The 12,869-nt window shown below is 46.1% G+C and carries 10 protein-coding genes; all 10 read left to right on the plus strand.

The window, feature by feature from the left end; translation table 11 throughout:
* Positions 1–49: 49 nt before the first annotated feature.
* The 10 genes from seqA (at position 50) to FHQ30_RS04270 (ending at position 12,776) form a co-directional block, all read left to right on the plus strand.
* Complete coding sequence (gene seqA, locus FHQ30_RS04225; RefSeq protein ID WP_139610431.1) at positions 50–718, plus strand: replication initiation negative regulator SeqA; 669 nt, start codon at positions 50–52, stop codon at positions 716–718.
* Between the two features lies 1 nt (position 719).
* Positions 720–2,375, plus strand: a complete 1,656-nt coding sequence (gene menE, locus FHQ30_RS04230; protein WP_139610432.1) for an o-succinylbenzoate--CoA ligase — start codon at positions 720–722, stop codon at positions 2,373–2,375.
* Between the two features lie 10 nt (positions 2,376–2,385).
* Positions 2,386–5,718: a mechanosensitive channel MscK gene (mscK, locus tag FHQ30_RS04235; RefSeq protein ID WP_139610433.1), complete on the plus strand. Its 3,333-nt coding sequence runs from the start codon at positions 2,386–2,388 to the stop codon at positions 5,716–5,718.
* 17 nt (positions 5,719–5,735) lie between these two features.
* Positions 5,736–6,824 (plus strand): chorismate synthase, encoded by a 1,089-nt coding sequence (gene aroC, locus FHQ30_RS04240; protein ID WP_139610434.1) that lies wholly within the window; start codon positions 5,736–5,738, stop codon positions 6,822–6,824.
* Positions 6,814–7,650 (plus strand): penicillin-insensitive murein endopeptidase, encoded by an 837-nt coding sequence (gene mepA / locus FHQ30_RS04245; protein ID WP_139610435.1) that lies wholly within the window; start codon positions 6,814–6,816, stop codon positions 7,648–7,650. Before aroC ends, mepA begins: the two co-directional genes overlap by 11 nt.
* A gap of 29 nt (positions 7,651–7,679) precedes the next feature.
* On the plus strand, positions 7,680–8,444 hold the full coding sequence (locus FHQ30_RS04250) for a TSUP family transporter (protein ID WP_139610436.1): 765 nt from the start codon (positions 7,680–7,682) through the stop codon (positions 8,442–8,444).
* 58 nt (positions 8,445–8,502) lie between these two features.
* Entirely contained in the window at positions 8,503–9,477 is a 975-nt protein-coding gene (gene lpxM / locus FHQ30_RS04255; RefSeq protein WP_139610437.1) for a lauroyl-Kdo(2)-lipid IV(A) myristoyltransferase, read from the plus strand.
* A 109-nt stretch (positions 9,478–9,586) separates the two neighbouring features.
* The gene (gene apt / locus FHQ30_RS04260) at positions 9,587–10,129 is read left to right on the plus strand and encodes an adenine phosphoribosyltransferase (protein ID WP_139612194.1); all 543 of its coding nucleotides are present in this window, start codon (positions 9,587–9,589) and stop codon (positions 10,127–10,129) included.
* Positions 10,130–10,155: 26 nt separating this feature from the next.
* Entirely contained in the window at positions 10,156–12,342 is a 2,187-nt protein-coding gene (dnaX, locus tag FHQ30_RS04265; RefSeq protein ID WP_139612193.1) for a DNA polymerase III subunit gamma/tau, read from the plus strand.
* A 104-nt stretch (positions 12,343–12,446) separates the two neighbouring features.
* Positions 12,447–12,776, plus strand: coding sequence for a YbaB/EbfC family nucleoid-associated protein (locus FHQ30_RS04270; protein ID WP_132967163.1), 330 nt, complete (start codon positions 12,447–12,449; stop codon positions 12,774–12,776).
* Positions 12,777–12,869 lie beyond the last annotated feature (93 nt).

Consider the following 12,869-nt stretch of genomic DNA (forward strand, 5'->3'; position numbering starts at 1 on the left):
CAAACATCAACAGCCCCTAAAACAAAAGAGAAAACGCAAGGAGATAACGATGAAAATTATTGAAGTAGATGAAGAGCTTTATCAATATATTGCGGCCAATACCCGCTCAATTGGCGAAAGTGCTTCCGATATTTTGCGTCGTCTTTTAAAGTTGTCCTCGTCTCAAAGTGGTAATAAAGAACAAATCGTGGCGACAGACGGCATGGCGCTGAGCAGCCAAGAACCTGCGAAGACGGTGGATCAAGCCGTTCAGACTAATGCTGTCCAGATCAATGCCGGCGAACCAGTCAAAAGTGCGGTGCAGCCGACAGTCGATGTTGTTGAACCCGTTATCCCGAGAAAACAGTCGGACGAGGCGATTCAACGCGTGGTCAACCGTTTAAACGGCGTGTTGCAATCGGAGGAGTTTCAGAGCGAAAGCAAAGGGGTGGTGCGGTTTTTAATGATCTTGACCGCACTTTACCGTGCCAATCCGGAAAGTTTTGCTCAAGCGACTGAATCGCAACAAGGGCGTACCCGAATCTATTTTGCGCGTGATGAAGCGACATTGTTACAAGCAGGAAATCATACCAAGCCAAGACAGATCCCGGAGACACCGTATTGGGTGATTACCAACACCAATAGTCAGCGCAAGATGTCGATGTTGGAAGGGGCGATGACCTCCATGCATTTGCCGACGGAGCTGGTTGAAGAAGTGAGAAGCTATTTTTCGGTTTAGTATGAGTGACGTTATTCGTAGCTTGGCTGAATTAGCCCAGCAGAAGCGGGGGGCTATCTATTATCCGCTCGACTATCTGCTTGATTATCTGCTCGATTATCCGCTTGACAACCTAAGCTTCGGCGAAGCGAGCCTTAATAAAGCAAGCCTAGACAAAGCAAGCCTAGACAAAGCAAGCCAGGAACTGGATTCCGACTTGCTTTTGTTGTCTCTATTGCCAAAAACAGCAACAGACACAACCGCACTTGAATTGAGTTGGCAGCAGGTTTTTGCTTTGATTGACTGCTTAGCCGATGAATTGGCAGCACAAGGCGTCAGTTGTCAGCAAGGGCTGGCGTTGATCGGAAAAAACAGCCTGCCACAACTGTTGTTATACCTGGCAGGATTATCGCTGGGTGCACGGGTGATGGTGATCAATCCGTCGTTTCCTGCTGAAAAAATTGCACGGATTTTGTCACAAAATCAATTGGATTTTTATTGTTCGACAACGCCGTTGCCGGAGTTTGAAGCGCTGGCGGATAAGACGCAAAGCCGCTATCTATTGAATGAAGGTTTAGCAAGTGCGGTCAGCGAGCTTGTTAGCGCTGAATATGATAAAAATTATCAACGTGTTACGCCACGCTTGTGGCAACAAGCGTTAACCATGACCTTAACCTCTGGTTCCAGCGGTGATCCGAAAGCGGTGGTACATGATACTGTCGCTCACTGGCAAAATGCGTTGGGTGTTAATGAATTTTTGGCTTTTGACAGCAGTAAGTCTTGGCTGTTGTCGTTGCCGTTATACCATGTTTCGGGGCAAGGCATTGTTTGGCGTTGGCTGAATGCCGCAGCGGAACTGCATTTCAGCGGCATTGATTTTTACCGTTCCATCGGCAGAGCAACCCATGTTTCTTTAGTTCCAACCCAGTTACAGCGCTATTTGGCTTATTTAGAACAGGCGAGTAAAATACAAAAAAGTGCGGTTGACCATCGACTGGCTGCAACTGAAGCTGTGCTGTTGGGAGGCGCGCCGATTGATCCCATGCTATGCGCTCAAGCGCAGGCTGAAGGTTTGAACACATTTAGCGGTTATGGCATGACCGAAATGGCATCTACGGTTTTTGTGTGCCAAAATGACCTCGAACAGCCACAAACGCGGTTACTGCGTGGCCGAGAACTGTGTATTCGTGAACAGGAGATCTGGCTGCGTGGTGCGGGCTTGGCGCAAGGTTATTGGCGAGATGGAGCAGTCGAACCGTTATTGAATGCCGAAGGCTGGTATCAGACTAAAGATCGCGGACTGTGGCATAACGGCAATCTGACCGTGCTGGGGCGGCTGGATAATCAGTTTATTTCCGGTGGCGAGAATATTCAGCCGGAGGAGATAGAACGAATACTACAGCAATATTCTGAGATTGAACAAGCGGTTGTGCTACCCTGGGCTGATGCCGAATTTGGCTACCGTCCGGTAGCAATGGTGAAATTTAAACAGCCGTTTTCAGTACAATTGGTAGGCGAAGTGCGGTTATGGCTACAGGATAAATTGGAACGTTTTAAACAACCGATTGCCTATTATCCATTGCCGTCGGAGACTGGCTCACAACAGATGAAAGTGGCGCGCGGATCGCTACTACAAGTGTTGCAGCAGTTGCAATATCAACCAAAAGAGAATCAATAAAAGGGATCGTATGAGAAGCCGTTTCTGGATTTTAGGGTATATAGTGGGGCTGTTGTTTATCAGTTCGGCGGCATGGTCGGCATCGGAATATCAATTACCGAATAAAGAGGCGCTGAATGCCAGCATCAGCGCGGCAGAGAGCGATGAAAATAAAACGCCGGACAATGGATTGTTGCTGAATAATCTGCGTGACACGTTAACTTTGCTGGCACAAATCGAGCAGCAGCAGAGCAATATCGACAGTTTGCAAAAGACCATCGATGAGTCTGATACGCTGTTGCAAAAAACACAAGAAAATTTAAACCGTTTGAATGCGGCTGAAAGTATTGAAACGCTTGCAAAAAAATGGGATTCGATGAGTTTGGCACAGCTGCTGGAATTGCAAAATGAAGGCCAGGCTAAATTACAACAGTTACAAACCGATTTGAGCAATTTAAATGTGTTGTTAGTTGCGCAACGTGCGACGCCGGAACGGGTGCAGACCGCACTTGCGGAAAATTTGGCACGCAGTCAGCAACTGAACAAGCTGTTATTCAGTGCTCAAGTCAGTCGGTCATTAGCGGACAAATATCATACCGAGTTGAAATTAATCGATTTAAAAAACGAATATAATCAATTGAGTTTAAGTGGTAATTCACATTTGACCTCATTGTACGAATCAGAAGTAGCCGAAAAAAACCTGGAACAGCAACAACAACAAGCGATTCAAGTAGCGTTGCAGGAGAAAATAAGTGCCTTAAGGTTGCAACAGTCACAACAACAGGCAGAGCAGCAAGCGGAACAGAGCACCGATAACAATAACAAAAACGAATTTATTCGTCAGGAATTGCAACTTAATGCCAAAATTAGCCAAGATTTGGTCGAGCAAACCAATATGGATAACCAACTGGTGCAAGACGGCTTACGGATTCGCAATATGTTGGATAATTTGTTGCAGACTCAGCGCAATATCGAAGAACAGATTAGTGCGCTACAGGGTACGTTGATTCTATCGCGGATTATCAACAAGCAGCGGCAAGCACTGCCGACCGATAGTTTGATTGGTGGATTGTCAAAGCGGATTACCGATTTGCGGGTGCGGATTTTTGATACTAATGAACGACGTGATGCATTGTATAGCCCGGCGGTTTATATCGCAGGGCTGGAACAGAGCAAGAAAACAGTGTTTAACGAGGAAGAAAAAGCGCAGTTGACCACCATCTTGCAAGATCGGCGTAAATTGTTGACTGATTTGATTACTCGTTTAAACGAAGAGCTGAATCATGCCATTAATATTGAATTGAACCAACAACAAGTGAGCAGTATCAGTAAAGAGCTGCAATCCAAGTTGGAGCAGCAAAGCTTTTGGGTGCGCAGCAACAGCCCAATTGATTTTGATTGGTTTATCAATTTTCCAAAAATGGCTAAAATCCAATTAGATCAAATTGTTAAACTGCTAAATTTCAGCAATTGGCGCGATTATCTATTGCCGATAGGTTCATTGGTTGGTTTTTTATTATTGTTGGCAGGGGCAATTACACTAGCCAAAAATTGGATTAAACGTAAAATCAGTTGGCATAACAGCAATATCAATACACTACGTGGCGATAACCAATCACGCACTATCCTTGTGCTGTTTTATACGCTTTTATTAGCACTGCCGAGTACATTATTGTTTCTATCCGTCTTAATTTTGGTGATCTACTTTTGTTTTCAATCGCCGTTAGCACTGCTGCCTTGGGCACTCAAAATGGCAGCATTTTGGTTTTTTATTGCCTTTCTTTTATCATTGCTACGCCCGAACGGGATTGCCTATAAACATTTTAACTTTTCCGCCACAGCTAACGGAATGTTCCGTAGCAGCTTAAAACGCTCAATTCCGATTTTAGTGGTTTTGTTGAATGCGTCGACGTTTACCTCGCTGGAAGAAACCGGGATTGCCAATGATTATTTGGGCGAAGCTTTGATTATCACCGCACTTTTGTTTTTCTTGTTTCAACTTGCACCTTCTTTCAGTAATGCGATTAAGCGCATGGATCAAGAATTACTCGGCGATGAGCACCATCCGCAAGAGCATACAAACTATCAGCGGCTGTTCAAATTTTTTCGTCTGTTGCTGTTGTTGATTCCAATCAGCTTAATTCTGCTGATTGGTTTGGGATATTACTATACAGCGCTGACCTTGATTAAACATATCATCTACACTTACGTTGTGCTGATTTTATGGATCAACATCCGTGAACTGACTCACCGTGCTATTCGGGTGTCCTCACGCCAGTTGGCATATCGCCGTTTGAAAGAGCTGCGTGAAAAAGAGAGTACGGAGCAGACTGAATTTCGCGGAGAAGAGAAAATTATTGATGCACAAGACGAGAAAATTGCCCTTTCTACCGTCAATCAACAAGTGACTAAGCTGACCGATATTTTATTGTGGATCTTGCTGCTTGGTCTGTTTTATTGGGTGTGGTCTGATCTGCTCAGTGTGGCGTACTATTTGGATAACGTCAGTCTTTGGCAGCAAACTTCCACCGCTGAAAATGGTGCTAGTATCGTCGAATCAGTCACGCTGCTCAATTTCTTGAGCTCGATGGTGATTTTGTGGGGAACCTATTTAGTGGTACGCAATTTAAGCGGAATACTCGAGATTCTGGTCTTTTCCAGAGTGCGGTTATCGCAAGGCTCACCGTATGCGATCACCACCATTTTAAGCTATGCCTTTGTTGCCTTAGGTGCCGGCGTGGCATTTTCCAGTTTGGGTATGTCGTGGAGCAAATTGCAGTGGCTGTTTGCTGCATTGTCGGTTGGTTTAGGTTTTGGTTTGCAGGAGATTTTTGCGAATTTTGTGTCGGGGATTATTATTTTGTTCGAACGTCCGGTGCGCATTGGTGATTTGGTGACAATTGGCGAGTTCAGCGGCACGGTGTCAAAAATTCGTATCCGTGCGACCACGATAGTTGATTTTGACGGCAAAGAAGTGATTGTGCCGAATAAGGCTTTTGTAACCGAGCGCTTGACCAACTGGTCGTTGACCAATACGACGACAAGAGTTGTGTTGAAGGTCGGCGTGGCTTATGGTTCAGATTTGGAACTCACGCGCGATTTGCTGTATAAAGCCGCCAGTGAAGCCCCTTTTGTGCTGGAAGATCCGGCACCGCTGGTGTATTTCTTAACGTTTGGTGCCAGCACGCTTGATCATGAACTGCGTGTATATGTGAATCAAACCAATGAGCGTAATAAAACCGTTGATTTTTTAAATCGCCGAATTGATCAGTTGTTTAAAGAGAATAATATTGAGATCGCCTTTAATCAATTAGATGTGTATATTAAAAACGGCAACGGTCAACAGTTGCAAATTGAGAAATAGGACGGAAAGGAACAGACATGGCAGGCAACAGCATCGGACAAGTTTTCAGAGTGACCACCTTCGGTGAATCACATGGCATCGCATTGGGTTGTATTATTGACGGCATGCCACCGGGCATGACGCTATGCGAGGCTGATATTCAGCCGGATTTGGATCGCCGTAAGCCAGGCACTTCACGCTACACGACGCCACGTCGTGAAGATGATCGCGTGACCATTTTGTCCGGCGTGTTTGAAGGTAAAACCACCGGCACCAGCATCGGAATGTTGATCGAAAATGGTGATCAGCGTTCGCAGGATTACAGCGAAATTAAAGATCGGTTTCGCCCGGGACATGCCGATTACACTTATCAGCAAAAATACGGACTGCGCGACTATCGTGGCGGTGGGCGCTCTTCTGCCCGAGAAACCGCGATGCGGGTCGCTGCCGGAGCGGTGGCAAAAAAATATTTGCGGGAACAATTCGGGGTTGAAGTGCGTGGTTTCCTGAGCCAAATCGGCTCGGTAAAAATTGCCCCACAAGCCTTGCAACAGATCGATTGGCAACAGGTCAACAGCAATCCGTTTTTCTGCCCGGATCCAAGTGCGGTCGAGCAGTTTGATGAGTTGATCCGCGAACTGAAAAAAGAGGGCAACTCGGTCGGTGCTAAACTGACCGTGGTGGCAGAGAATGTACCGGTCGGTTTGGGCGAACCGGTATTTGATCGTTTGGATGCTGATTTGGCGCATGCTCTGATGGGAATTAATGCAGTAAAAGGTGTTGAAATCGGTGACGGATTTGCGGTGGTGGAACAAAAGGGCAGTGAACACCGCGATGAGATGACACCACAGGGATTCAGTTCCAACCATGCGGGCGGCATTTTAGGCGGCATCAGCAACGGACAACCGATTGTGGCACAGATTGCGTTAAAACCCACCTCCAGTATTACGATTCCGGGAAAAACCGTCAATTTAGATAATCAAGCGGTGGAAGTTGTCACCCGTGGTCGGCATGATCCCTGTGTCGGCATTCGTGCAGTACCGATTGCTGAAGCAATGGTAGCAATTGTGTTGTTAGATCATTTGTTGCGCCATCGTGCACAAAACGGAGTGGTTAATGCGCAATAATACTTTTATCAAAACCGTATTTTTATCGTTAATCAGCTTTCCTTTGTTCAGTACCAGCGCTGTGGCTTCCCCTTGGGAGCAGATAAACAGTCCGATACAAGGCAGCGCCAATCCAATCGGGGGTTACAGCAACGGCTGTATTATTGGTGCCGAAGCCTTGCCATTACGTGGCGAAGGCTACCAAGTGATTCGTTCACAAAAAAACCGTTATTACGGACACCCGGAGTTGCTGGCGTATTTGCAACGCTTAGGCAAAAAAGCCAAGCAAGCAGGATTGCAGAATGTCTTGATCGGCGATATGGGAATGGCAGCCGGCGGGCGGTTTTCTAGTGGTCATGCTAGTCATCAAACCGGCTTAGATGCGGATATTTGGCTGCGTTTCGGGCCGTTAACCGACAAGCAGGCGCTGACCCCGACCGCTACGCTGATGGTAAACCGTAAAGCGCAGCGGGTTGATGAGCGGGTTTGGACGCCGGATCAAACCACTTTAATCCGTTTGGCGGCACAAGATCCCAAGGTCGATCGGATTTTTTTGAATCCGGCAATCAAATTAAAATTGTGCCAAACCGTAACGGGTGATCGCACTTGGCTGGCGAAAATTCGTCCTTGGTTTGGGCATGATGCGCATTTACATGTGCGTTTAGCTTGTCCGCAAGGGGCTACATATTGTGAAGCCCAAGCACCGGTTCCCAGTGGTGAAGGGTGTGGAGCCGAATTGATGTCATGGTTTGAGCCAGCAAAGCCGGGGACACAGCCAACGCCTAAAACACCACCACCATTGCCACAATTGTGCCAAATGATTTTGTCACAACAGGGTAAAAGCTAAATACAGATGATTAATAAGGTGATATTGGCGTGGAACTGACGTTTGAAGTTTACTTAGTACTGTTTGGGGTAGCGTTATTGGCTGGTTTTATTGATGCCATTGCCGGTGGGGGCGGTTTGATCACCATTCCTGCGCTGTTAGCGACAGGTATGCCGCCTGCTATGGCGCTCGGCACCAACAAATTGCAGTCGTGTGGTGGTTCATTTTCTGCCAGCTGGTACTTTATCCGGCAAAAAGCCGTGAATTTAAAGCAGATTATTTGGCTGATTGTGTTCACGTTTCTCGGTGCAGTGCTGGGGACGCTATTGGTGCAGCAGATCAATATTGACTTTCTGAAAAAAATCCTGCCATTTTTGATTTTTGCCATTGGCATCTATTTTTTATTAACGCCTAAACTGGGCGAAAGTGATAAAAAGACTCGAATTTCTTATATGGGATTTGCCTTAACCGCAGGGCTAGGAATTGGGTTTTATGATGGTTTTTTCGGACCGGGAACCGGCTCGTTTTTAGGATTGGCATTCGTGATGTTGCTCGGCTTTAACTTGGCAAAAGCGACAGCGCATGCAAAAGTCCTGAATTTTACTTCAAATATTGCGTCTTTGCTTTTCTTCATGATTGGCGGACAGCTTATGTGGAGCGTGGGGATCGTGATGTTGATTGGGCAATTTATCGGTGCAAGATTGGGTGCTAAAATGGTGCTGACCAAAGGGCAAAAGCTGATCCGTCCGATGGTTGTGGTGGTAGCGTTTGTGATGGCGAGTAAATTAGCGTTTGATTATGGGTGGTTTGAATAGCGCTAGTGTGAATAGATTTTTGTGGATACATTTGTTGTAAATAGGATTGTTGTGAGAGATGAGTGAGCAAAATACCCGTATAACGGGCAGAGTGGGTTATGATCCGCACTTTTCTTGGCGTTATCTGCTGCCAAAATATTGGGGAATTTGGGTGGGGATAGCCGGATTACTGCTGCTGGCGTATGTACCTTATCGCTGGCGTGATGCCTTTGCTGCTCAATTAGCCAAAATTATCGGTAAAAAGGCGAAAAAACAGCGCCATCGTGCCAGAGTGAATTTGAGCTACTGCTTTCCGGATTGGAGTGAGCAGCAAAAAGAGCTGGTGATTGACAAAATGTTTGTCAATGTGACCCAAACCATGTTGGCGATTGGCGAAGTTGCACTGCGTTCTAAAGCACATTTAAGCCAACGAGTGGAATTTTTAGGTTTGGATTATATTCGTCAGGCAAGAGTCGAAGGTCAAAATGTGATCTTGCTGGTGCCGCATACTTGGGCAATTGATGCTTCCGGCATTATTTTACATACGCAGGGTATGCCGATGACCGCGATGTATAATCCGCATCGTAATCCGCTGGTGGACTGGTTGTGGAACCGCACTCGCGAACGTTTTGGCGGCAAAATGCACGCCCGTCAAAACGGAATTAAACCGTTTTTAAATGCAGTTCGACGCGGCGAATTGGGCTACTATCTTCCCGATGAGGACTATGGCGAAGCGCTGAGTGTATATGCTGACTTTTTTGCCACTTACAAAGCGACATTGCCCGGATTGAACAAAATGGCGAAAGTGGCAAAAGCAGTGGTGATCCCGATGTTTCCCCGTTATGACGCCAAACTGGGTAAGTATCAGTTAGACATTCATCCGCCGATGAAGTTGAGCAATGACGATCATGAAATGGCAACATTTATGAACCAAGAAATTGAATCCTATGTGCGTGCCACGCCGGAACAGTATGTTTGGATTTTGCGCCTGTTGAAAACCCGCAGAGACGGACAGGATATTTATAAAAATGCACTAACAAAGCATTTGCAGTAGCAGTGAGTTTTGTTATGCTTAGTCGTTGATCAGGTTGCCGTAATATCTGCTATGGTATTGACGGTACTATTTTTTATTCATTAGAATTTTATTCATTTAGGTTTTAAATATGAGCCAAATACTAGAGTTAGTCAAATCGTCGATTAAATCCATTCCGGACTATCCGAAAAAAGGGATTATTTTTCGTGATATCACCAGCTTGCTGGAAGCACCGCAAGCTTTTCAGGCAACGGTCGATTTAATTACCGCGCACTATAAAGACAAAGGAATTACCAAAGTTGTAGGTACAGAGTCGCGTGGTTTTATTTTCGGTGCACCGGTGGCACTGGCATTGGGACTGCCTTTTGTTTTGGTTCGCAAGCCACGTAAATTACCGCGTGAAACCATCGCTCAAAATTACCAATTAGAATATGGTGAAGATACGCTGGAAATTCATATCGATGCGATTTCTACCGAAGACAACGTCTTGATTATTGATGATTTATTAGCGACCGGTGGAACAGTTGAAGCCACAGTGAAATTGATCCGCCGACTGGGCGGAAAAGTGGAGCATGCCGCGTTTATCATTAAACTGCCGGAGTTGGGCGGTGCGGAACGGCTGCAAAAAGTGGGAATTACCAGCTATAATCTGGTCAGTTTTGACGGGCATTAATCGATTTTATTGTTAAGCAGGCATCAATGAGCTATCAGGTTCTTGCCAGAAAATGGCGACCGCAGCGATTTTCTCAAGTGGTGGGACAACAGCATGTCCTGACCGCACTTGCTAATGGGTTGGATAACAATCGGTTGCACCATGCTTATTTGTTTTCCGGCACCCGTGGTGTGGGCAAAACCTCGATTGCCCGGCTGTTTGCCAAAGGGCTGAACTGTGAACTGGGTGTGAGTGCCGAGCCTTGTGGTGAATGCGAAAATTGCCGTGCCATTGAAGAAGGGCGCTTTATCGATCTGCTGGAAATTGATGCGGCATCGCGCACAAAAGTAGAAGATACCCGTGAACTGCTGGATAATGTGCAATATAAACCAGTGCAGGGACGCTACAAAATTTATCTCATCGATGAAGTGCATATGCTGTCACGCCACAGTTTTAATGCGTTGTTGAAAACCTTGGAAGAACCACCGGAATACGTCAAGTTCTTGCTGGCAACCACCGATCCGCATAAATTGCCGGTGACGATTTTGTCCCGCTGTATCCAATTTCATTTAAAAGCACTTGAACCGCAGCAGATTGCTGATCACCTAGAACATATTCTGCAACAGGAAAAAATCGCCTACCAACGTAGCGCCTTAGATCAGATTGCTAAGGCGGCACGCGGTAGTATTCGCGATGCCTTGAGTTTGACTGATCAAGCGATTGCTATGGGCAATAGTAATATCAGTAGCGAGATCGTTCATCAAATGTTAGGTACATTGGACGGTGAGCAGGCGCTGGATATTATTCAGGCGTTGCAACTGGCAGACGGTGAAGCGATCATGCAAGCGCTGCGACAAGTGGCGGAGAAAGGGGTAGAGTGGGATCAACTGCTACAGGAGATTGCGGCTTATCTGCACCAAATTGCAATGCACCAATTATTGAAACCGACAAGTGATGCGTCTGAACAAGAAAATCGGATTGATTTTTTGGCAAGCCATTTGCCACCGGAAGATGTGCAATATTACTACCAATTGATGTTGAGCGGGCGCAAAGAGCTGCCGTATGCACCGGATCAACGTAGCGGAGTGGAGATGACGCTGCTGCGTGCTTTAGCGTTTCACCCTAAATTGTTGCAATGGGAAAAAACCGGCGCTCAGACTACTACTGAGCAAGGTAATCATAGGGAAAAGGCAGAAAATGCTCGCCAACATGTCGAGAAAATTCGTCAAAATTTTATTAAGCATGAAGTGTCGCAACAGCAGCAATTCTCTTCTGTTCCAGATGTGACAAGTGCGGTTGAAAGCGAGCTTCAGACACAGTTGACACCACAACCAACCGTTCAACCTAAAATTGAGAATCAAGCTCAAGCGGAAATACTTGAAGCTGAATCTGCGGTGGCAGAAAACGCTGCGCCACAATCTTCCGCCTTAAAAGCGCTGCGGGCGCGTGATCAATTACGTCAAAATACGCAAAAAAAAAATCCTGAATTAACGACTGGTGATGCTGCTGCGCTGGAATCCCGTGCGAAACAGCATTTAATTACAGCAGCGCCGACAAAATCCCTCAAAATTATGGAACGCTTGAGCCAGATCAGCGAGAGTAGTGCTGATTTAGCTAGGCGTGAATCGCAGCCGCCACTCATGCAATCGGAAGCGATTGAAGACGACGAGTCAAAAAATGAAGCTGAAACCGAAACTGAGATTATTGGCGAAGATTACCACTGGCAGTGGCTGAATCCGGCGCTGGAACAGGAAGAGCTTGGCAACCGCTTACGACCGTCAGATATTAAACAGGCTATTTTGCAGGAGCGAACGCCTGAATTGGTGGCAAAAGTTTTGAGAATCAGTGCCGAGCGTGATCATTGGTCAGCCCTGATCGAAAAATTGAATGTCAGTGGCATGGTAAAGCAGTTAGGACTGAATTCATTACTGCTACAAGAAGAGGAACAGGTGGTGGTTCTCGGGTTGCGACCGGAACAGTCTAATTTAAATAATGAACGTTATATCAATATATTAGAACAGCAATTGAATGAGTTTTATCAACGTAAAGTGCGGTTAGAGGTTCGTTTGGAAGCCGATCAAACTCGTATGACACCACTGGAACAGCGCCGTCAGGTCTATTTGGAACTGGGGGAACAGGCAAAACAAGCATTGCAGCAAGATCCACAATTAGCGCTGTTGCAGCAAGAGTTTGATGCGCTATTGGATTTGGACAGTATCCGCGCAGTAGGGTAGGGGCTATTGATGAAAGATCAGGACGGCTATTTGCAGTCGTAGCAATTTAAGCTAGAATGAACCCTTGATTTTAAACTATTGTTAGCAGAAAAAGAGAGTAGATTATGTTTGGAAAAGGCGGCTTAGGCAACTTGATGAAGCAGGCGCAGCAAATGCAAGAGCGTATGCAAAAAATGCAGGAAGAAGTGGCGAAACTGGAAGTTACCGGTGAATCAGGAGCCGGTTTGGTGAAAGTCACCGTCAACGGGGCACACAATTGTCGTCGTATCGAAATTGACCCATCATTGATGGAAGATGACAAAGAGATGCTGGAAGATCTGGTCGCAGCAGCATTTAACGATGCAGTGCGCCGTGCCGAAGAGTTGCAAAAAGAAAAAATGTCTTCGGTTACCTCCGGTATGCAGTTGCCACCAGGCTTCAAGATGCCGTTTTAAATAAAAATATTTATCTTAGAACCGCACTTTAAAGTGCGGTTCAGGTTATAGACAAAGATATTTAATGACGCAAAGTAGGGGCGGATTATATAT

It is taken from the genome of Testudinibacter sp. 'clade 2', from assembly GCF_006227735.1.
Lineage (GTDB): Bacteria > Pseudomonadota > Gammaproteobacteria > Enterobacterales > Pasteurellaceae > Chelonobacter.

Bases quoted from the DNA above. Each gene is read 5' to 3' on its own strand.
- seqA (WP_139610431.1), top strand. From the start codon at position 50: ATGAAAATTATTGAAGTAGATGAAGAGCTTTATCAATATATTGCGGCC.
- menE (WP_139610432.1), top strand. From the start codon at position 720: ATGAGTGACGTTATTCGTAGCTTGGCTGAATTAGCCCAGCAGAAGCGG.
- mscK (WP_139610433.1), top strand. From the start codon at position 2,386: ATGAGAAGCCGTTTCTGGATTTTAGGGTATATAGTGGGGCTGTTGTTT.
- aroC (WP_139610434.1), top strand. From the start codon at position 5,736: ATGGCAGGCAACAGCATCGGACAAGTTTTCAGAGTGACCACCTTCGGT.
- mepA (WP_139610435.1), top strand. From the start codon at position 6,814: ATGCGCAATAATACTTTTATCAAAACCGTATTTTTATCGTTAATCAGC.
- lpxM (WP_139610437.1), top strand. From the start codon at position 8,503: ATGAGTGAGCAAAATACCCGTATAACGGGCAGAGTGGGTTATGATCCG.
- apt (WP_139612194.1), top strand. From the start codon at position 9,587: ATGAGCCAAATACTAGAGTTAGTCAAATCGTCGATTAAATCCATTCCG.
- dnaX (WP_139612193.1), top strand. From the start codon at position 10,156: ATGAGCTATCAGGTTCTTGCCAGAAAATGGCGACCGCAGCGATTTTCT.
- FHQ30_RS04270 (WP_132967163.1), top strand. From the start codon at position 12,447: ATGTTTGGAAAAGGCGGCTTAGGCAACTTGATGAAGCAGGCGCAGCAA.